Below are 20757 nucleotides of genomic sequence, written 5' to 3' on the forward strand. Positions count from 1 at the left end.
GCGCGTGCTCTCGCTCAAGGCCTGCACAGCCAGCCCCGGCCATCACCGCTACCGGGTCGCATCGCTCGGCTACTCGCTTGCCGTGACTAGTGCGAACGCCGCGTCGCGCACATCGGGATGCGGGTGGCGGCGCAATGACCGCAGCTGCGCACGCCAGGGCGCCGCCCACTCGGTACGACGGCCGCCGGCTTCCGTGAGGGCGACGGCGAAGAGGCCCGTGGCGAGGCCGCCCTCCCCGGCCAGGGCCCGGGCCGCCTCGGCGAACGACTTCTCGTCGCCGTCGCGTGAGCGCAGGCGTGCGGCGAGGGCTGTGGTCGTACGGACGGCGAGGGCGGGCCTGTGCTCGTGGAGCTGGGCCAGGCGCTTCAGTTCGTCCGTCAGTGCGTCCGCCTCGGCGTTCAGGTCGAGGGCGTCGGTCAGTAGCCGGGTCGCCTCGGCGAGGAAGTCCTCGTGCTCGGCCAGGACATCGGCGACGGCGTGGACGACCGGGGTGACGGTGCGCGAGCGCCAGTGGCCGCCGCTGATCAGGCCGCCGGTGAGGTGGTGGACCCGTCGGCGGGCGGGCCGGTCGCGATCGGCTCCGGCGTCGGGCGTTCCCGTGCCGGCGTCGGCGGTGATCAGGGTGCGGAGCACGTCGACGAGCGCCGTGGCATCCGGGGTGCCGATCGTGGGGGAGATTGTTGTCCTGCAGAGGGCATCGGCCGCCGACCGCCAGGTCGAGCGGTTCTCGAGATCGGTGACGGCGGCGACCAGGGTCGTGACGGCCGCGGGGGCCCAGGGTGCCCACCAGGCGAGCATGCGATGGCCCTGACGGGCCACTTCGGGGTCGTCGGTGGCGCACGCGGTGTGTATCAGCGCGGCGTAGCGCGAGCGGTACCGCTGCGGCAGATGACCGGGGTAGGTCCGGAAGAGGGCCAGGCGCAGTTCCCGGTGCCCGGAGGCTGCGGTCTCCAGCAGGCCCCACGCCTCCTCGGAGGCGAGCAGGCCGGTCGTGAACGCCACAGCGGCGGCCTGTACGTCGTGGTGCTGTCCCGGGTGCGCGCAGGCCTCGGCGAGCAGGCCGGCGGCCTGTCGTACGGGCAGGGTGGTGGCTGCGAGGCGCGCTGCCTCCTTGCGGCTGGTCACCTTCACTCCGCTGTCGGCCAGCAGCAGGGTGCGCAGGGCCCCGGCGAGCTCGGTGGGTGCGACGTAGCGACTGGCACGGGTGGCGGCGTAGAGGGCGACGCGGGCGCGGTCGTCCCCTGCGTGGGCGAGGAGGACGGGCAGGTGTTCCCCGGGGCGGTCCGTGGAGGCGAGCGCGGCGAGTGCGGCTTCGGCCAGCGGAATTTCGGGGGCGTCGGCGAGGCGGCGCAGCAGCGCGGTGCCGTACTCCGGGATCCAGGCGGCCTGCCGGATTGCCGCCGCGCGCTGCCAGTCGGGCAGGGAGGAGTCGTCCGCTGTACGCTCCAGCAGTCGGGTGAGGGCGGCGCGCTGGCGCGGCACCAGCTGGCGTGCGGCCGAGCCCACGGGCGGCAGCCAGTGGCTGTCCCTGGTCAGGAAGCGTCCGTAGGGCGGGGTGTCGCCCAGGGCGGCATCCAGCAGGTCGGTGCGCCGCAGGGTGAGGGTGCGGACGACGCCGGGCAGGGTGGCGAACGACGGGTCGAGCGCGAGTAGCTCCGTCAGCCGCGCGTCTTGCGTCCTCGGGTCGTCCAGCCACGCCCGGGCGGCGCGGCCGGCGGTGTCGTCGCTCCCCTGCCGGATCGCCCGCTCCAGCAGATCTTGGAGTTCAGGCAGGGCGCGGGCGCGCTCGCCGAGTTCCTCGGCCAGTTTGACGGCGAGTGTGAAGTCGGCTTTGGCCGCCCGTGCTTCGAGGGTGGGCAGGAGTGCGTCGAGGAGCTGCCGCTCCCGTCCGCGCCGGGGCCGCCCGAACCACAGGTGGCCGGCGTCGGCAAGCCGGGCCAGGGTGCGCAGGGCCCACTCGGCCACCTCTGGTTCCCCGGTGGCGGTGTGTTCGCGCAGGATCGCCTCGGCGAGGGTGGAGAGGGCGGATCGGGTGGACGGCGAGCAGTCGCGCGCCTCGAACGCATCGATGGCCAGGCGTTCCAGGTGCGGTACGGCATCGGCGGTGAACAGGGCGGGGCGGATGCGTGCCAGTGTGGCCAGCGTCTGCTGGCGTACCGGGTCTTGTTCGTTGCGCAGTCGCGTCAGGCCCGCCAGGGTGTCGGTGATGGCGGCGGGGTTGCCGGTGCGGGCGGCGTTGCGCAGGAGGAGGCGATAGGCGTAGGCGCGTTCGTCGGCCGAGGAGCGGCGGGTGGCCGCCAGTAGTTCCGGCCGGGCCTCGGCCGGGGGTAGGTGAGCGACGGAGGCGAGGATCGTCTGCCAGGGTTCCCCGCGCTCGCGGGCCCGGGCGGCCATGCGCCGTGCTTCGGCCTGCCGCCGGGTGTGCGGCAGTACGTCGAGGAGGTCTTCGGACAGGATGGTGTGCGCGGTCTCGCGCCCGGCTGTGGCGGCGTCGTAGCAGGCAGTCCGCCGGGATGGCGGCATGCGGCGCAGCAGGCGCACGAGCGCGGACTCGTGGGCCCCCAGGGTGCGGGCCAGCTCGGCCAGTTCGGGAGGGTTGCGGCGGATGAGCGTGCGCAGCGTGGAGGGGCTCAGCGACAGGTGGTCGGCCGGCGCGCGGTCGGGGGCGAGGACCAGCCGGATGGTGCGGCCTGCGTCGACGGCCGCGAGCAGGGCGAGCCGGTCGTGGACACGCCGGGGCAGCGGTCCGGGGCACAGCCGTTCCAGCAGGCCGAGCACGCGCTCGGGGTCGCGCTCCATGGCGGCTGCCATGGCCCCGTCGTGGGACAGCCACCAGCCGCGCCGCGCTGCATCCGCGCTCGCGGTGAGCCGGCGTTCCAACTGGTCGAGGACCAGCGGCGCATGTCGCCGGACGAGCCGGGGCCAGCCAGTGACGGCGTGGAACAGGCCGGGCAGGAGCGCGGCAACGGTCTGTGGCGAGCAGGCGGCCAGCAGCCGGGCCGCCTCGGCGTCGCCCCAGCTCTCGCGTACGGTGCCGACGAGCGCGTCGGCGAGAGCGGTACGCCGGCCGGCGACGACGGCACGGATCAGCTCGCGCCGTACGGCGACGGGCGCCTGCGGCAGCGCGCGCGTGATGTCGGCGTCCGGTATGAACCCGCGGCGCACGGCGGCCAGCGCCTGGCCGCGCAGGACCGGGTCGGGGTCGGTCAGCCACGTCCGCAGCCTCGCGGTGTCGCGGAGGGCTCCGGCGGCCAGTGCGGCGAGTTCCCGCCCGTAGGCGCCGCGCCGTGACAGTTCGTCCAGGACCATGGGCAGCTCGCCGCTCGGGGACAGCTCCCGGGCACGCGCGACCAGGTGGCGCGTGCGGCGGGGGTACGGCAGGGGGTCGAGGGCGGCGAGGAGGTCGTCGACGAGGACGGCGGCGGCATGGTCGATCACGAGGGGATTCTGGCGCGCTGGCCGCCCGATGGCCTAATCCATTTCGATGCCGCTGCAGGTGGGAGCGGTTCTCCGGATACGCTGTCCGGTCCGTCCCGCCCCTCACATCCCACGACCGCAAGCCGAGTCGAGAGCGGATTCCTTCGCGGCATCTGAAACGAACGGGCGAGGGACGGCGTGCCGGGCGCCGGGGGCTTCGGCCGCGGGGCGTGATCACCGGGTAGGCAGTCCCCCGTCAGCCCGGGGGCCCGAAGGTGCCGAAGGGACGGCGGTGCAGGAGGAGCGCACGGAGCCCGTGGGTTCCGTAGGTTTCGCCCGGGACGTGGCCCGGCTGCTCCAGATGTACGAGCGAGCCTTGGAAGATGCGGCCTGCCTGCCGCTGATTCTGGCCCCCGTGCCCTGCCGACCGTCCCGGTGGCGGCTACTGCGTCCGGTCAGCCGCGTGCCCCGGATGACGCTGGGGACGCGCATGCTCGTCGTCCGCCATGTCGCGCGGTCGCTCAGGGCGCCGGCACCGGCGCAGGCGGGCAAGCCGCGTCGCGGCCACCCCTTCTTGACCACGGTCGCGTTCGCTTCGTTCCTGGCGACACCGGTGGTCGTGTGCTCCCGGCTCTGGCGGCTCGCCGGCCCGGCCGGCCGGCGGCAGCTCCGGCTCCTCGCCGCTGCGTCGTGTCCTGTGCTGCTCGTGCTCACCTGGGCGCCCCTCGGATGGGACTCCCCCGCGGCGGATTACGGCTGCTGGACCGCCGCCGGTTTCCTCTACGCCTTCCTCCTGGCGGCCTACCAACAGTGTCAGAACGACCTGGTCCGGTCGCTGGGTGTCCAGCTTCCGTACGGCCGGTGCGAGACCGCACGGTCTGCCACCAGCCGCACCAGGAAGCAGAAAACCGAAAGCTAGAGGCGATCTTGTGCACATGAGCTGCGACCTGGCTGTCCGGAAGGGGCCCCTCGTGTCGTGGGCAGAGTTCTCAACACCGGCCGACCGACGCCGGAACGCGGCCGATAAGTACTGCCCCCACATCACCTCGGCCACAGCGGCAGTTGTCCAGCAAGTGCCCAAGCAACAGGTGGCTCCGTCCGCCGTTCCGCGCCGCGGACTTCCCCCACAACCGCGAGACCCGGGCGACGACATCCCCCCGACAGCCCCATCACCCTCTTCAGGTCAACAATCGACCGCGTCTGCTCCACCAGTGCCCCCTCCGTACAGTGGACCAGCACGCTAGACCCACCCACTGACATTGGCCCAGGAACGCATGCCCCGCCCGCGATACTGCTCAATGAAAACCGGCCCCGTTGCTAGCATCAGTGCAGGTCAAGAAGTGTCGTCCCCGCACCTGCGGGGGTAGCTCCGTCTCGTAGACCGTACCGGGGGTGACGGCGTAGTCGTCCCCGCACCCGTAGGGGTAGTCCGGTGACCCCGACCTTCACGGCCAGCCGCTTCTTGTCGTCCCTGCACTCGCGGGGATAGCTCGCAAGATCATCCCGGCTCTTCATATAGACAGAGGGGCGTCCCCGCACCCGTGGGGTCTTCCTGCTGCCGCCGAACGTGATCCGTCGCTTCCACGAGCATGCCCCGTGGCCGGAACCATCAGCATCAGCGCTGGGACGCTGTGCTCCATGCTCCACGACATATGGCGCAGCCTCGAAGCCTCCGGCGTGCCCGGCCTGATCACCGTCGACGGCCACGGCGTTACCGGGTCCTGCAGAACGTCGTCCAGGAGCTCAACGTCGCCAGCTCCCGAGTTGCCCTCTCCCCCGTCAGCGAAGGCCGCGCCCGGGTCTGCGCCGACGCCGAGCCGGAGAGCAGTAGCGCTGAGGACATGGACGGCGGGAGGTTTTGAGGTCTCCCTACTCCTCCACGGCGCCCCGGACCTCGTACGTGGCGATATCGACAAGGCTGACCACTCGACCCCGCCAATCAAGACGCCTGATGAAACGACACGCCCGACGAACACCCCCTCACGGCCTTGGAGGAGCCGGGGCACAAAAGGTCCGGAGCGAATGTGCTGCCGGTTGCCAGATGCCCGGCCTGTTGCTGCCCGTGATTCTGCCGCGCGCCAGCTCAGCCGTGAGCCGGTAGGGCGTCAGTGCCGCTCGTCGTGGGTTGGCTCGGCGGGGTCACGCGAGCATCGCCCATGCCGTGAGGCCGATCGAGGTGGTGGCGCATCCCGTGGGCCAGCCGATCCTGGAGAGTTGTCCGGATTCCAGGAATGCGGCTGCCAGCATCTCCGCCACCACCGCCAGCGCCGTGGCCGCGGCCAGGTACAGCCCTCGGGCACCGGCTGCGTCCGCCTGGGCCTTGTGCCGGTTCTGCTCGGCCCGCATGTCCGGCCAGTCCTCGGGCCGGGCCCGCAGGGCGGCCACGGATGCGGCGGAGACTCCGTCGGTGACGGCGGGTGGCCGGCCCATGTTCTCCGCCATCACACGCAACTGGGAGGCATGACGCGTCTCGGCTGCGGCAACGGCCCGCTCGTGCCGTACTGCGGGAGAGTCTTTCTGGTACAGGACCGCGATCTCGCGGGCAGCCGCATGGATGTCGGCCACGTGTGACGCGGTGACGGCCTGCGTCAGGAAGGCGGCGCGCTGGCCGCTGGCCACGATGGCGGCGCCGAGCCGCAGCGCCTGCCGGGACGCCTCGGCCTGCGCGCGCTGCTCGCCGGAGGCCGCCGTCAGCTGCAGCAGAGGCAGCAGGAACAGCAGTACGACCACGAGCAGGTGCAGCTGCGTGCCGCGGCGGCGGTCCGACGGGGCCGTCGCCGGCTGCGGAATGGGGTCGATGCCGCGCAGGCGGCGTGGCCCGCCGGCGGCTGGTGGCGGGATTCGCCACGCCTCGGGGCGCAGGACGCTCGCGGTAGCCAGTACTGCGAGGAGCGCCGCTGCGGCCACGGTCAGCGACACCCGCCCCCACAACGCCCATCGGTCGCCCCCCGCCATCGTCCGGTCGGGCCTGAGGCGGTGGTCGGCAGCGTCCTGTTTCTCCTGATCGGCGAAGCGGCGGGGAACGTCGTAGCCCTTCTGGGCGTCCAGGTACCGGTCGCTGCCGATGATGCTCCCCGGCCTGGCCTGTTCACGGAGGCTGGCGGCCTCGTGTTCGGCGAGCGCGAACTCCGATGCTGCGAGCCGGCCGTCGTTCCTGAGCGGGCCGAGGGCCTCGGCCCGGCCGGCGGCTGCCGCCACACGGAACGCGAGGGGCGCCTCGTCGGCGTACAGGTACCGGGCCTCTTCCTGGACCGCCGCCTGCAGCTTCAGTTCCTCGGCGACCGCGTCCTGGTAGCCGTCACCGGCCTGCTTGAACTGCCAGGTGGCCACCAGGGTAGCGGTCACGATCACGGCTATGAGCCCGAACTGGACACGGGTCCGCAAGCAGAACCGCCGCCGGGGTGGAGTGGTGCCGGTCGGGTCCGCAGGCGTGGGGTCTGTCATGGCGACACCGGCGTGAAGACGAACTTCGTTCCGTCCTGGCGGATGAGCGACAGTTTCCGGTCTGCGATGGTCCACTGGTAGTGCTGCGTGTCCACCGGGGCCGGACTGTTCGTGTAGTCCTGCTCCGGGTTCTCGGGGTTCTTCCTGGTCACGGTCGCGGAGCGGGGCCTGAGGGTCAGCGCGTCCGCCGACGCCTCGTACGTACCCTCGGCGATGTGGGTGAGTTCGTAGGTCCCTTCCGCCCCCATCGGGTACGAGAGCAGGCCGACGTACTTGTACTTCCCCTCCTCGGTGAACCGGTAGGCGAGTGTGGTGTTGCTGCCCGGCTGCGCGCTCTCCCACGCGCCGACGAGGTCCCGGGGCCCGATGGCGGCCCTGGTGGGTGAAGCGGACGGCACGGTGTCCGCTTGCTTCCCGGAGTCCGAGCAGGCGGCGACGGCGGACAGCAGCACAAGCGCCGCGAGCGGCAGGAGCGGGGGGCGGCGCCGTCGGCCCGTGGTCCTGCCGGGGACCTCAGTGGTCATGAACACTTCCCCCGTACGTAGCTGAAGCCGTCGATGTACAACAGGTCACCGAGGGTCGGGGCGGAGTACAGGGACCACGGGTAGGAGATGAGGGGCCGACCGTCGACGAGGAGCGTCAGCTGCCCGCTGTCGAAGCGTGCGGTCCCGGAGTCGCCCTGCCTGCCGTTGCTGCGGGCGTACCGCCCGTCGCCGGCGAAGACGTAGGTCCAGTGCGCCGCCGTGTCCGTTCCTCCGCACCAGCTGCCCACCACGCGCGGTGGAGTGCGGAGGGAGACGCCGTCCTGCGCGCTCCGTGAATCGTCTGCGGTGGCCGTCCGGGGGCCGGAATTCACCGGCCCTGGTGGTGGTGTTCCGCCCTTCGAGCACGCCACGGTGGTCATCAGCACCGGAGCGAGCAGCGCAGCGCAGAAGAGGCGTGAAAGGAACGTGGTCGCACGCAACTCTTCCCCCCAATCGGTCGTGTGTGGTGACCAGGAACGCTACTGAGCGGAAGCACACGGCGCCCCAGGGTCGACCCTGGGTGAATCCCTGGGGCGCGCACCGGCGTGCAGCGACTGGGAGATGGCGCCGCCCGCCGCCGGTGTCGCGCCGTCCAACGCCTCTTCCCGCCCGTGTCGTCAGGCGTCCCGAGCCAGCTTGTCGACCAGCCCCATGCGGGAAGTGATGCCGAGCTTGCTGTAGCTGTTGCTGAGGTGGTACTCGATGGTCTTCACGCTCAGTACGAGCTCGCGGGCGATCTGCTGGTTCGTCAGGCCCTGTACGGCCAGCCGCGCGACGGTGAGTTCCTGCGGGGTCAGGGCCGGATGGCAGGTGCTGCCCGGACGCGCGGTCGCATGCCCGCAGGCTTTCAGTTCCCTGTCGCACCGCTGGAGGTACGGCGTGGCCCTCAGGCGGCGGAAGGTCCGGTACGCGTGTTCCAGCTCGGCCGCCGCGCTGCGGCGTCGGCCGGACCGGCGAAGAAACGTGCCGTACGCCAGGTGCAGCAGGGCCTCTTCCCAGCAGCCGTCGCCTTGTGCGCAGTGCCGCAGGCCGTCCTGGAACGCCTGGCCGGCGGCTTCGGCGTGGCCGCGGGTTTCTTCCAGCAGCCCGCGGCAGCGTGCGGCAGCCACCTGCTCCAGCGGCCGGTTCCGCTCGGCCGCGCGCTGCTCGTACGGAGCGAGTACCAGCTGCGCTTCGGCTGTGCGGCCGGTGCGGGTCAGGGCTTCGCACAGCAGAGGGCGCCAGGCGACCAGGCCGGGTTCCTCGATGCCGTACCGGTGGACGATCTCCGGGCTCAGGAAGGGGCTCAGCTGCTCGATCACCTCCTCGTGCTCACCGCGGGCGGCATGGATGAGAGCGTGCGCGGTGGCCGCGAAGGCGGAGTCGTTGACGTCCGAGAGCACGCGGGCGTGTTCGGCCGCCGACTTCGCATGGGCCTCGGCGGCCCGGAAGTCGCCCCGGCCGGCGAGAGGGTAGGCGGTCACGGCGTGGACCACGGCGAGGATGGATATCTGGTCGGTGTCCTCCGCCAGGGACACGGCATGGGTGCCGTAAGCGATCGCTTCGTCCCACTGCCCGGCCCGGTATGCCGCGTCCGTGAGGAAGCCCAGCGCGACGAGGGCCGCGTAGGGAAGTCCGCCACGGCGGTGGGCGTCGAAGGCCTCCTTCAGGTCCCTGCGGGCCTCGTGCAGCTGCCCGTTCCACAGCCGCAGCATGCCGCGTGCGAGCAGACCGTCCAGCTGTTGCGGGGTGTCCCGGGGCCCGGTGTCCGGCAGGTGGGCGAGGGAACGCATGCCTTGTTCGTAGTCGCCGGAGATGGCCAGGCCGATGGCGAGGGAGTCGCGAAGGAACGACGACCGCTCGCCCGGCGGCAGGGCGAGCCCGCGTTCGGCCCAGCGGATGATGCGCGGGGCGTTCCCCTGGATGAGGCACAGCCAGGCCATCTGCTCGGCGGCCTTGCGGAGGGTCTCCGGTCCCGTGGTCGCGTCACAGGTGTCCCAGCAGGCGGCGAGCTCCCGGCGGGCTTCGCCGAGCCGGCCCGTGGTGAGGGCGAGGTGTCCCAGGACGTAGTGCCGTTCCGCGTCCGGAGCCGGGCCGCGGACGGTCTGTTCGAGTTCGGCGGCCTGGCTGACATCTCCGGCGAGCAGCAGGTACTCGACCCCTTGGAGCAGCCACCGCGCCTGCCGGCCGGGCTCGGCGGCCAGCCGGGCGGCGGCCACCGAGGCGGAGGCCGCTGCGGACCAGGCGCCTCTTGCGGACTGCTGCGCGGCAAACTCGGCGAGGTCTTCCGCAAGTCGGCCGTCTGGTCCGGCGGCGGCGTGCACCCGGTGCTGCAGCGCGATCCATGGGTCGACGGTAAGAGCGGCGGCCACGCGGTGCAGGTGTGAGCGCTCGGCTGGCTCCAGTCCGCGGTAGACGGCCGCACGCAGCAGGGGATGGGGGAAGGCCACCTGCGGCGGGGTGCCGCTGGGGTCGTCCTCCAGCAGCTCGCCCGCGTTCGCCCGGGTGAGCGCGAGCAAAGGCTCCGCGACAGCACCCACCTCCGCCGCCAGATGGAGCGGGCTGGACATGCCGAGGACACTGGCGGCCTGCACCAGACGGCGTGTTCCGGAGTCGCAGGCGGCGAGTCGTTCGGCGATGATCCGCTCGTACCTGCGAGGGGCGGGCAGGACCGCGCGGCCACCGAGGGCGTCGGCGGGGAACTGCTGGAGCAGCGCCTTGACGTGCAGCGGATTGCCGAGTGTGTGATCCCGCAGCCGGACCATGGTCCGGCGGGGCAGCGACGCTGGTCCGAGGGCCGCGTTCAGTGCCATCAGTTCCGGCACCCCGAGGCCTTCCAGGGTCAGCCTGAGCGTGGTGTCGTCCTGGATCAGCCGGTGCAGCCCCTGCGGCAGCCGGGGATCGGACGAGTCACGGGTGGCCAGCACAGTCAGCACCCGGTCCACGCGCAGTCGTCTCAGGACGAAGGTCAGCGCATGGAGGGAGGGAGTGTCCGCCCAGTGGATGTCGTCGATCACCAGGACCACCGGTTTCCGGTCCTGGAACCGCCCCAGGGCGTCCAGGAACACGGCCCCCACGGAAATGGGGTCCTGCGCGGCGGTGTCGGCGGGGGCACCCTGAACCGTCTCGGGGAGCGCCGCACCGGCCGCCGCGGGCAGGTGGCTCCTCAGTTGCGTGATGAGACCGTAGGCCAGGTCCTGTTCGAGTTCCTCGCCGCTGGCCGTCAGCACGCGGCAGTCCCGGGCCTTGCCGGCGAGAAAGCGTCGGATCAGGGAGGTCTTCCCGATCCCGGCAGTTCCGTCTATGACGACAATCCGGGGCTCGCCGTCCGCCGCCCTGTCCAGCCAGGTGTCCATCCGGGCCAGTTCCTCGTGCCTGCCCAGGAACGGCGCCTCGGACGTCTGCCGCATTCGTCCCCCACTGGTTCAACGCAACCATGCGCTCGCAGGACGCTGCGGCGCGCAAAATGTCGGGCGCGGCTTCCGGCCGGACCTCGGGGGCCGGGCCGCACCCGCTGAGCAGCCCCCAGGGTGACAGTCCCGCCCCCAGGCGCTGGAGGTTTCCGTCAAAGTGCTGACAGGGCGCCAGGGACTGTGTAGGGGGAGGCTCACTGACCGGCAGTCGACCCCGGCGGTGCTGACCGGTCTGCTGGCGCTGCGAGAGGCGCACACCGCATCCGATTCGAGCACGGCAGCAATGCTCTGCCTGAGTGCTGTCCCCCACATCGCGCTCGCGGTCACCCTCTGGCCGGCACCGACCTGGACTGACCGAGATCAGCACTGCCAGTGACGTTCCTGCTGCGGCTGGCACGGCTGCCGCTGGGACCAGCATTGCCATCGGTACGGGAGGGGCGGGATTTTGCTGGCATGGCCGGAACTAGTCGGCCACAGCAGGGCGTTGCCGCCAGGTACAGGCGGGGTGTAGCGGGCCTGTGCGACCGTGTCGCTGGCGGGTTTCGGAGGGGGGTGGGCGGCATGTCGCACCGCTGGAAGATCACCGCCATCGTCGTGACGGTGGCCGCGATCGTCTCAACACCGCTGATTTGGCTGCTGGGCAGCCCCGACGCGGGGCAACTGGCCGGCACGTCGGCGCAGGCCGCGACTGGTGTTGCGGCGCTGCTCTGGGCGGTGTTGTCCGGCCCGCCGGCTCCCGGCCGTGCCCGGGATGTGGCCCGTCGTACCGGCAGGTCCGAGGCCACGGACGGTGGCCACGCGGTTTCGCGGATCGCGCGGGCGGCAGGAAGCCACAGGGCACCGGGGAACTGCAGAGGGCACGGGCGGCAACCTGCTGGTCCCGTCGCGGAAGGGCGGTCCCAGGCCTCGTCCGCAACGGGCGTACGGACCAGCGAATACATCCAGCCCCCTTGCTCTGGTGCTGGAGGGCAGGTCGCGATGGAGCGGGTTTACGAGATGACGGATCGCACGCCGCGGCATGCGGTCGTGATCGCGTCCAGCGGGCTGGACAGCACCGCCGTGGCCTAACTGCTGGCCGCCAAGGGCAGCCGGGTGAGCTTGCTGTTTCTTCGACTACGGTCAGCGGCACCTGAAGGAGCTTGATTACTCGGCCCGGACCGCGCACCAGCTCGATGCCGCCACGAGGTCGTCGACCTGACCAGCATTGGCTGCCTGCTCGGCGGCTCCGCGCTGACCGACCCCTCGATCACGGCACCCGACGGGCACTACAGCGACCGGTCCATGCACATCACGGTCGTGCCGAGCCGGAACACGGTCCTTCTGTCGATAGTCATGGGCGCGGCGGTCGCGGCGAAAGCCGATTCGGTGGCCTTCGCGGCGCACTCGGGGGATCACGCGGTCTACTCCGGCTGCCGACCGGAGTTCTTCGCGCAGATGGCTGAGACGATCCGCGTGTCGAACGGAGGCTTCCTTGCCAAGGGCGTCATGCTGCTGGCGCCGTTCCTGCATGCCATCAAGGCGGACATCGTCCGTTGGATCTTGGCCACCCCAGCACCGACGCTCCGCACCGAAAGGCCCGGAGAGCATCGAACTCCTGCAGGAAGCCAGGGGTACCGACGTATAGTTCACTGGCCTCAACGGTGTGGCGCGGCCATGTGTTGCTCACCAACGCCCATGACGCCGAAACCGATCAGCTGCTGCACGACCCGGTCACCGGCGTGCCAGCCATCCGGCGCCTCAAGTGCTGGCACAACGACGACCCCGAGGACATCTTCACCCTCGCCCTGCAGCGCCTGCCCACCACCTCACCCCTGGCAGCCCTCACCGTCAGCGACCACACCCCCTGGATCCGCACTCAGGACAACACCCAGTGGCCCGCCCCGGCTGAAGCATCAGCTGGGGCTAAAACGGCACCGGCAACCACACCCTCGCCCGCCTCATCGACAAACTCCTCGAAGACATCTCCGCACCCACCGTCACACCCGGCGAACCCGGCCCAGCCCAGGGGCTGGTCGACCTCCTGCGCACTACCCCACAGGCCGGAACCACCACCTACACACGCGCCCAGCTCCTGACCGCACGAGCCGGCTGAACCCCACGGCCCTGCTGCCCGCCGTCCGTAGGCGTCCTGGACGCTGCCGCCCTCCTCCGTGAGACGGCGGCCGTCCGAGGACGAGAGCCTCCGGCCTGACCTTGCGCCGACAGCCTGCCCGTGCCCACGCTACGCGTGGGCGGCAACGAGGACGCCGGGGTCAGCCCGTGGGGCGCCAGCGGGAGAGTGTCCGCTGTCATCGAATCGAGGCGTTCGACAGCGGACCCAGTCGCGAGCTACCCCCGCGGGTGCGGGGACGACACCTCTTAACCTGCACTGATGCTAGCAACAGGGCCGGTTTTCATTGAGCAGGATCGAGGGCCAGGCACACGGTCCCCAGCCTATGCCAGTGGGTGGCTCTAAAGCGTGTTGCAGAGGGCTGTGATCTGGCAGGTCAGGGCTTGGTACCGGCGTTCCTGATCATGTTGCCAGGGCGAAGTTGTGCATGTGAGCGACGGCTCGGACCGCGTGGTCGAGGCCGTCGCCACGCTGCCAGCAGTCACGGAGGATCTCGTAGTTCTTCATCCTCGCGAAGGCATGTTCCACGCGGGCGCTGATCAGCTCCCAGCGGGCGTCGGACAGGTCACTGGGATAGCCGCCGCGCGGAATCATGTTCCGATGTACCGCGCGGTGGCCGGCCTGATCAGCGAGCGAAGGGCCATGGGCCGGGGTGCCTTGGGATGGGAGAGGAGGCGCCGGAACGAAGCCTGACTCTGCCGTCACATCCGCGGCCAATCATCTCACCGCCCGGAAAACCGCAATATATCACCCCGAGACAGGATCAAAAAGCTCAATTTGGGCGGATATCGAAAATATTTTCCGGATCGATTGTCGAGCCGCTCCGCTACGGTGCGGCCATGGCGAACTACGTGCTGGTTGCAGGTGCGCGGCTCGGATCGTGGGCGTGGGACGAGGTGGTGCCGCATCTGCGAGCGGCTGGCCACGGCGTCTACCCGCTGACGCTGTCCGGTCTCGCCGAGAAGCGAGGTATGCCGGCCGGGCAGCAAACCCATGTCCAGGACATCGTTGATGAGGTCGAGCGACAAGATCTTCGTGACGTCGTCCTGGTAGGTCACAGCTACTCGGGCGTACCAGTCGGTCAGGCCGCCGGGCGGGTCGGCGACCGGCTGGCAGGCGTGGTCTTTGTCGACTCCAGTGTTCCGGCCAATGGCGAACCGTTCATCTCTGCATGGCCGGACGGCGGAGTGATGGTGAGGGCATCGATCGCCAAGAACGGAGGGTTCTGGCCGGTCGCGCCTGCGGCCCATTACGAGGGCCACGGTCTCACCGATGAGCAGATCGCACGGATCGTAGGCGGCTCGACACCGCACCCGGGCGCCACGCTGACCGAACCCGCTGTGCTGGAACGGCCGCTCGGTGACCTCCCGGCGACGTACATCAAGTGCACGCTCGGTGACCCCGAGCCGAGCGACGACGTGGCCAAGCTGTTGGTCAGCGAGCACTGGCGACTGATCGAGATGGACACCGGCCACTGGCCGATGTTCTCCCAGCCGCGCGAACTGGCGCAGATCCTCCTCGACACAGCCAGGGGGTGACTGCAGTTCCATGCATGGGGACTCCTTGTCGGCGTGTATCACGTGCGTTGGTCACAGCCGCTTGTTGATGGCCGCGATGAGGACCCGCGCGTCTGCTCGGCATGACACTCGCCGGCGTGGGTCATGGCTGCAGGCGCCGGGGCCCCGGGAGCGCCGAGTCCAGGTGGCCGGCCAAGCGCCTCACCCGTGCGCGTCAGGTCGTGGCCGCGGGTCTCCGGGGCGAGGAAGACCGTGAGGGTGGTGACGGCGGTGGCCAGGCACACGTATACGGCGACCGGTGTGGCCGAGTCGTGGGCCCTGAGGAGTGCGACGGCAATGATGGGGGCCAGGGCGCCGGCGAACACGGAGGCGAGCTGGAAGCCTATGGAGGCACCGGTGTAACGGACCTTCGTGTCGAACATTTCGGAGAGGAAGGCGGCCTGGGGGCCGCACATGGCTCCGTGCAGTAGCAGCCCGACGGTGAGCGAGACGGTGATCAGGGGGAAGGAGCGGGAGTCGAGCAGGGCGAAGAAGGCGAAGGCCCAGATGCCCATTCCTATTGAGCCGATCAGCGTGACTGGTCTGCGTCCTGCCCTGTCGGAGAGTGCGCCCCACAACGGGATGGTGGCGAAGTGGACGACCGAGCCGATGAGTACGGCGTTGAGGGCGGTGCTGCGGGGCAGGTCCAGATGTGTGGTGACGTACACGAGGAGGAACGACGTGAGGACGTAGTAGGAGACGTTCTCGCCGAACCGGATGCCCATCGCGATGAGCATCTCGCGGCGTCTTGTGCGGACGACCTCCACGGCAGGGATCCGGGCCGGGGGTTCGGCACGGGCCTGGAGGAAGACCGGCGACTCGGGGACGGCGTTGCGGATCCACAGGCCGAGCAGAACGAGTAGGCCGGACAGCAGGAAGGGGATGCGCCAGCCCCAGGCGCGGAGCTCCTGGTCCGGCTGGAGAGCGGCGAGCAGGGCCAGGACGGTGGTGGACAGGAGGTTGCCTGCAGGGCCGCCCGCCTGGGGCCAGGCGGCCCAGAATCCGCGGCGCGCGCCGCCGCCGTGCTCAAAGGCCAGGAGCACGGCGCCGCCCCATTCGCCGCCGAGGGCGAAGCCCTGGACGAGGCGGAGGACGGTGAGCAGGACGGGTGCGGCGGTGCCGATGGTGGAGTACGTGGGCAGCAGGCCCATGGCGAAGGTGGCGCCGCCCATCATGAGCAGACTGACCACGAGCAGCTTCTTGCGGCCCATCCGGTCGCCGAAGTGCCCGAAGGCGATTCCGCCCAGCGGCCTGGCAGCGAACCCGATGGCATAGGTGACGAAGGCGATGAGCGTGCCGGCGAGCGGGTCGCCCGCGGGGAAGAACTGGGTGTTGAACACCAGGGCGGCGGCCGATGCGTACAGGAAGAAGTCGTACCACTCGACGGTCGTGCCGATCAGGCTCCCGGTGACGACGCGGGCCATGCCGCCGCGGGCGGCGCCGAGCCGGGCCGGTTCGGTAGGGGTCACGTCGCTCTCCAGCGCAAGGCCATTGTCATGGCCGCAGACAGTACGGTCGCCCGCGCCGGGCTTCCAGGGCGCCTTCCGGCCTCGGGGCCCCGGCTCCAGTTCCCCTGCTTGTAGTGAACCTGCCCGTACGTCTCGCAGTCGCGGATTCGCCACAGCGGTGAGTGCACGCGCGCCAGCGGAGCCAGGGACGCGGTGGTCGGCGGCATCAGCACCTGGGGCACAGTCAGGTGCTCGTAGCTCTCAGTCAGCCGCCGTGACCGGCGCATGTCCCCGGCCTCGACCTGGAGGCTGGTCTCCGTCTCCATGGCATCGAAGAGCACGCCCAGCATGGCGGGGACGTCCACGACGGTATGAACCGAAGCGTCGCGCGCGGCCACCAACCGGGCCGCCATGCCGCGGCAGCCGCATATCCTCGGCCGTCACCTCGTCCAGCTCGGGCTGCTGGGGCTTGACCGCCACCGCGGTGCCGTTGGCCAGTCAGGCGCGGCACACCCCTGTGCCAGGAAGCCGTGCCCGACGGTGACGAGGTGTCGAACTCCCGGAACCGCTTTGGCCGCTCGGGGCCCAGGTTCGCTGCCAGCACCGGCTCGAACTCCGCGAACGGCGAGGGGAGACCTGGTGGTGCAGCATCCCCAACCCCCGCCTCGGCCGGCCGTCATCCACGACACACCGGGCCAGCCCAAGACGGTCGGCTTCGGTCAGCGGAGCATCACGGTGGGGCGCGAGAGCCTTCTACCGATCGAGATGTCACAATCCCCACCGAGCTAGAAGGCCCATATCTGTCAAGAATCCAGTATGAGTGTCACCAACGTCCCCGAACAACACGCCTAGGGCATCAGGGGCCCCTGCTCAGCTTGTCGTTTAACGGCTCTGCTTGCTTGTCAGTCCCAGGCGTTGAAGAGGACTCCGCCCAATGTGGTGATGCCGTAGTTGCGGACTTCACGCCACTCGCCCGGCCCGAGCACTGAGGTGTCCACGTCGGAAAGCGGTGTGGCAAGCTGCTCGCTGCTCAGGAGGATGAAGCCCGAGTCGGTAAAGACATGAGCCCACAGCGGCGGCGCGAGAAACTCCTCTTCATACCAGTCTCGACGGGCATAGGCGAAGGCGATCCAGGGGTGATGGGCGTGACACAGGATGATGCTTTCGCCTGCGCGTCCGACGAGCGTTGCGGTGTGGAAGGTCCGGGGGTATGCCTGTTCCTCCACTTCACCCACTGTGCCTCCGACGACGCGGGCAGCGGCATAAAGAGCGGCGCGGAACGCCCGCAAGTCAGTCTCCGGGAGCGGGCCCTCCTTCGGCCGGAAGAGGCCTGTCGCCCCACGCGGCAGCACGAAGCTGGTGTGCCCGTTGTTGGCCATGCCGCCCATTTTGCCTGGTAGGAGGCGTGTCGGTTGGCGTAGGTAGTGTGAGCTGCGGCTTCACGCTGTGCCTCGAGGCTTGATGCCCACTTTGTGGTGGGCGGGACGGGTGTATGCCTCCGGTGGCGAGAACCCTGCCGACGTCGTGGCGGGTGGCCGGGTGGCGATTCTTCGAGCCCGCCGATCGGCTGGGTCCGGGACGCGTCGGTTTGGGTGCACCAGCCGGGGAGCCGACCTTCGTCCAAAGGTTTCTGGAGCCTCGCCGAACCCGGGCGGGGTGAGCCCGTTCGACGGGGCACCGGCCGCTCCCATGGCCGCCGAAGGTCGGCGGCCAGCGGGCGAGCGAGCCGGAACTGGCTCTGGGCGGCGATCACCATCCGTGTCCAGCGGTCTGCCGCCTCCGGCTGCGAAGTCGCGGCTACGTCCAGCCCAGGGTCTGCTTGAGCATGCGGAACGTGTGCTCAATATCGAACCTTCGGAGGAACGACTGCCAGCAGCGATCCACCTCCCCGGTCGCGTCGGCGCCCGACCACCACAGCCAGACCGGCCTGTTCACCCCGCCGCTGGCCGTCCTTCCTGCGGCCCCGACCTGGAACACACATTGCACCTGCTCAGGCAGACGCCCGGGTGAGCCCAGCCCGGGTTTCGCAGTCCGCGAGCAGCAGACTGGTGAACGTGGCTACCAATCATCGCCCATGTACAGCTCAGGCGTGCTCGCCCGTCGGCTACCGACCTCCACCGGCCCGGCGAGAAGCCGGCAAAGACGAACAACATCACGCCCACCGGGTGCACAGGTGTGGCTGAGCGTCGTAGTTGGCCCCTGCGGCCAAATGTGCACTCAGCACCCCATGGCTGGTTCACCAGGTCAGGCGAGTCGCGTCAGGATGGCACGGCAGGTGACCTGCAACTCCTCGTCGTCGGTGGTGCTTGTGAAACGGCCGCTGCGGCGGGGCCGGGCGAGTTCCGCCTCAATTCGGGACAGGGCTGGTGCGGCGGCCGCTCCCATTCGGTTCAGACAAGCCAGGACGTGGTTCGAGGTGGCGTCGTTCTCTTCCCAAGCAGTCAGCAGTGTCTGCACGACGACACCGGCTTCGGCCTTGCCTCCGATGCCCCACAGTGCCCCCGCGGCGTGGACGCGGGTCCACTCGTATTCAGCGTTCACCATTTGCCGCAGTCGCGGCAGCGCGGCCTCGGCGGGCGGGCCGATCCGGCCAAGGACATCGGCCGCCTCATGGTGCCGGTAGCTGTCGAGCAGGCTTTCCAGCCGTGGCACGGCATAGGCCGCATCGTGTCCGAGCTCCCACACAGCTGTTGTAGCGGCCGCGCGGAGATCCACATCCTCCGCGTCCGCCAGCGAGCGGACCACCTCCAGGGCCGGTGCGGCCCGGGTACCGAAGGACGCGAGCGCTTCCAGGACAGAGGTGGCGGTGCGCCACCGCTCGTGCCGGGCTGCGGCGGTGACGGCGTCAGTAAGGATGGGAACGGCGGCCGGGTCGCCCAGTTGGGCCAGGGCGGATACCAGTGGTCCGGCCGCCATGTCGGGCCGCTGCTGCGAAAAGTCGACCTCGGCGAGACGTCGGCACAGCCGCGGGACCAGCTCATCGGCAGCTGGGTGCAGATGACCGGCGACCTGCACAGCACGCCAGGCGTCCCTGCCGCTGTCCAGCGCCGTCAGCAGGTCCGGCAGGGCACGTACGTCCCCGAGGCGCGCCAGTGCCGTAACGGCTTCCTGATGGGCACGGCGCAGCGACGGCTGCGGCGTCGCCCATACGTCCGGTCCGTGGGCGGCACGGTTAGCGGCGACGTAGGCGGCGAGGGCTTCGCGGGCCGGTTCACAGACGGGCAGCAGGGATCCGAGGGTCTCGGCCGCCGCCGCGGCGGTGTACGGGTCCTCGGACAGCAGGCACTCGGTCAGGAGCAGGATGAGGCTGGTGTGGTCGCCCCTCCATGAGGTGATCAGATCGTGGGCCATGCGGATCGCGTCGTAGCGGGTGGCGGGATCCGGGCTGCGGAGTTGTTCTGCGAGCAGGGCCGTGCGTTCGGGCAGACGTGCGTCGAGTATCGCGTGGAAGGTGCGCAGGAGGGGTGTGGTGAGTGCATGGAATCGGTCGTGCCGTTCGAGGTCGGCGAATGCGGCGGCTATCTGAGGCGGGACGTCGTGGGCCGTTGTGGCTGCGGCAGCGGACGCGCCGTCCCCGGAGCCGGCCCGGCCGCCCTCGTCGCCGGCTCCGCGTGGGGGTGCAGGCGTAATTCGGCGCAGCAGATCGATTGCCGTGGACACAGTGCCGGCGTCGATGGCTGCTGGGGTGCAGCGGGTGCGGTGGACGAGAGCGGCGAGGCGGATCCCGGGATCCCCCGTCGTCTCGTCGGCCACGGTGTCGAGCCACGCCGTGGCGGCGGCCCGCGCGGCGGGAAGCCGCAGCGCCAGGTCGGCCATCGTCCGGATGATCAGCAGCTGTTCCGCGATCCCGCTCTCGGCCAGCAACCGGTCTCGCAGTATGGCGACCGCCCGGTCGGCATCGTCCAGGAAGAGGCCGAGCCCCTCGAGCGCGGCCCGCCGTACTCCCAGATCCGGATCCGAGGCACAGGAGACGAAAGTCTCTGCACGCTCGCGCATAAGGGCAGCGCTGTCCGCACCGGCTGTTGACTCCGTGCCGTCCGGGGCGAAGCAGATGCCTTCACTACGGTCGACGGCTTCGCGACCGATGCTGAGCAGCAATTCGACGATCGAGGCGCGGTCGGGGGTTGCGGGATCGTCGGCCATGTCGAACAAGAACGGCAGGCTGGCCGCGGTACACGGATACACGTCGCCCTGGTAGTGGGCTGCGCTGTAGAAGTCGTCGAACGCCTTCGCCCGGACCGCGGGATCGGGCGAGGCCATGGCGCGCAGCCACCCCGGAACATCACCGGCCGAGCCGTACGCATGGTTCATCGACGACCAGCCGATGCTGTCCAAATCATTGATCACGTGAGGCACTATGCCGGAGAGCACTGACACTGCCCTCACCACCGCCATCAGCAGCGCTGCCCGGTTCCGGTGGCGGTACGCCGCCGGTATTGGCGACGCCACTGCCGCCTATCCCCTGGTCCTCGAGGCTCTCCTGCACAACAACCGCCCCGAGGCTGCCCACGTGCTCAGCCAGTTCAACCGCGTCGTTGCAATCGCCGGATCGACCCTCAGCAGACCGTCGAGCTTGCCCAGGCGCTTGCCGGTCAGCAAATGCCATACCCGCTGTCAGGTCTCCCGCCCGGCCTGTAGCTGACGGCGAGGCGGCCGTGGGGGCGGGGGTAGCAGCGGCCGTCGGTGGCGGGCGGCTCAGGGCGGGGGTGCTGCGGCGTCCAGTAGCCAACATAGCGGGACCGTGGCGGTCGTCTCCCAGGCTTCGATTGCCGGGATGAAGACATTGGCGAGGGGCCAGCAGAGGCTTGGCGTGGGCCTGAGCGCAGGCCCGGGCCGGAGAACGGGGTGCGGGCGAGGTCTTCGACG

12 protein-coding genes and 4 pseudogenes are annotated in these 20757 nt (G+C 70.4%); 5 read left to right on the forward strand and 11 right to left on the reverse strand.

All coding sequences use genetic code 11. From position 1 onward, the window contains the following. Positions 1-69: 69 nt before the first annotated feature. Positions 70-3438: a hypothetical protein gene (locus tag AB0K17_RS26840; protein ID WP_365984543.1), complete on the reverse strand. Its 3369-nt coding sequence runs from the start codon at positions 3436-3438 to the stop codon at positions 70-72. A gap of 271 nt (positions 3439-3709) precedes the next feature. Between AB0K17_RS26840 and AB0K17_RS26845 the strand changes: the two genes are divergently transcribed. Together AB0K17_RS26845 and AB0K17_RS26850 are read left to right on the forward strand one after the other, a co-directional pair. After that, positions 3710-4336 (forward strand): hypothetical protein, encoded by a 627-nt coding sequence (locus AB0K17_RS26845; protein ID WP_365984544.1) that lies wholly within the window; start codon positions 3710-3712, stop codon positions 4334-4336. 677 nt (positions 4337-5013) lie between these two features. Then, positions 5014-5403: pseudogene (locus AB0K17_RS26850) on the forward strand (creatininase family protein); the annotation flags it as partial. A gap of 153 nt (positions 5404-5556) precedes the next feature. On the opposite strand, the gene AB0K17_RS26855 reads toward AB0K17_RS26850, so the two are convergent. The 4 genes from AB0K17_RS26855 to AB0K17_RS26870 form a co-directional block, all read right to left on the reverse strand. Beyond that, complete coding sequence (locus AB0K17_RS26855; protein ID WP_365984545.1) at positions 5557-6762, reverse strand: hypothetical protein; 1206 nt, start codon at positions 6760-6762, stop codon at positions 5557-5559. A gap of 95 nt (positions 6763-6857) precedes the next feature. After that, positions 6858-7385: a hypothetical protein gene (locus AB0K17_RS26860; RefSeq protein ID WP_365984546.1), complete on the reverse strand. Its 528-nt coding sequence runs from the start codon at positions 7383-7385 to the stop codon at positions 6858-6860. Continuing rightward, positions 7382-7636, reverse strand: coding sequence for a hypothetical protein (locus AB0K17_RS26865; protein WP_365984547.1), 255 nt, complete (start codon positions 7634-7636; stop codon positions 7382-7384). The genes AB0K17_RS26860 and AB0K17_RS26865 overlap by 4 nt, the downstream gene beginning before the upstream one ends. A gap of 366 nt (positions 7637-8002) precedes the next feature. Next, positions 8003-10774 (reverse strand): AAA family ATPase, encoded by a 2772-nt coding sequence (locus tag AB0K17_RS26870; RefSeq protein WP_365984548.1) that lies wholly within the window; start codon positions 10772-10774, stop codon positions 8003-8005. A 564-nt stretch (positions 10775-11338) separates the two neighbouring features. On the opposite strand from AB0K17_RS26870, the gene AB0K17_RS26875 reads away from it, so the two are divergent. Both AB0K17_RS26875 and AB0K17_RS26880 read left to right on the forward strand, forming a co-directional pair. Next, positions 11339-11845: a hypothetical protein gene (locus AB0K17_RS26875; protein WP_365984549.1), complete on the forward strand. Its 507-nt coding sequence runs from the start codon at positions 11339-11341 to the stop codon at positions 11843-11845. Positions 11846-11962: 117 nt separating this feature from the next. Further along, positions 11963-12931: pseudogene (locus AB0K17_RS26880) on the forward strand (7-cyano-7-deazaguanine synthase); the annotation flags it as partial. A 358-nt stretch (positions 12932-13289) separates the two neighbouring features. Here AB0K17_RS26880 and AB0K17_RS26885 read toward each other — a convergent pair. Continuing rightward, positions 13290-13475: pseudogene (locus tag AB0K17_RS26885) on the reverse strand (IS5/IS1182 family transposase); the annotation flags it as partial. Positions 13476-13726: 251 nt separating this feature from the next. Here AB0K17_RS26885 and AB0K17_RS26890 point away from each other — a divergent pair. Then, positions 13727-14425, forward strand: a complete 699-nt coding sequence (locus tag AB0K17_RS26890) for an alpha/beta hydrolase (RefSeq protein WP_365984550.1) — start codon at positions 13727-13729, stop codon at positions 14423-14425. 38 nt (positions 14426-14463) lie between these two features. Here AB0K17_RS26890 and AB0K17_RS26895 read toward each other — a convergent pair whose 3' ends face one another. The 5 genes and pseudogenes from AB0K17_RS26895 to AB0K17_RS26915 form a co-directional block, all read right to left on the reverse strand. Next, positions 14464-15867 carry an MFS transporter gene (locus tag AB0K17_RS26895; protein ID WP_365984570.1) on the reverse strand — a complete coding sequence of 468 codons (1404 nt, stop codon included), beginning with the start codon at positions 15865-15867 and terminating at the stop codon, positions 14464-14466. 41 nt (positions 15868-15908) lie between these two features. Then, positions 15909-16289, reverse strand: coding sequence for a hypothetical protein (locus tag AB0K17_RS26900; RefSeq protein ID WP_365984551.1), 381 nt, complete (start codon positions 16287-16289; stop codon positions 15909-15911). A gap of 504 nt (positions 16290-16793) precedes the next feature. After that, positions 16794-17270, reverse strand: coding sequence for a hypothetical protein (locus AB0K17_RS26905; RefSeq protein WP_365984552.1), 477 nt, complete (start codon positions 17268-17270; stop codon positions 16794-16796). Positions 17271-17403: 133 nt separating this feature from the next. Further along, positions 17404-17820, reverse strand: a pseudogene (locus AB0K17_RS26910) (transposase); the annotation flags it as partial. A gap of 315 nt (positions 17821-18135) precedes the next feature. Next, complete coding sequence (locus tag AB0K17_RS26915; protein WP_365984553.1) at positions 18136-20238, reverse strand: HEAT repeat domain-containing protein; 2103 nt, start codon at positions 20236-20238, stop codon at positions 18136-18138. Positions 20239-20757 lie beyond the last annotated feature (519 nt).

Source organism: Streptomyces sp. NPDC049585 (assembly GCF_040675615.1).
Lineage (GTDB): Bacteria > Actinomycetota > Actinomycetes > Streptomycetales > Streptomycetaceae > Streptomyces > Streptomyces luteosporeus.

Excerpts from the sequence above, each read along its gene's own strand:
- AB0K17_RS26895 (WP_365984570.1), bottom strand. The coding sequence starts at position 15,867 with ATGGCCCGCGTCGTCACCGGGAGCCTGATCGGCACGACCGTCGAGTGG.
- AB0K17_RS26870 (WP_365984548.1), bottom strand. The coding sequence starts at position 10,774 with ATGCGGCAGACGTCCGAGGCGCCGTTCCTGGGCAGGCACGAGGAACTG.
- AB0K17_RS26890 (WP_365984550.1), top strand. The coding sequence starts at position 13,727 with ATGGCGAACTACGTGCTGGTTGCAGGTGCGCGGCTCGGATCGTGGGCG.
- AB0K17_RS26905 (WP_365984552.1), bottom strand. The coding sequence starts at position 17,270 with ATGGCCAACAACGGGCACACCAGCTTCGTGCTGCCGCGTGGGGCGACA.
- AB0K17_RS26860 (WP_365984546.1), bottom strand. The coding sequence starts at position 7,385 with ATGACCACTGAGGTCCCCGGCAGGACCACGGGCCGACGGCGCCGCCCC.
- AB0K17_RS26875 (WP_365984549.1), top strand. The coding sequence starts at position 11,339 with ATGTCGCACCGCTGGAAGATCACCGCCATCGTCGTGACGGTGGCCGCG.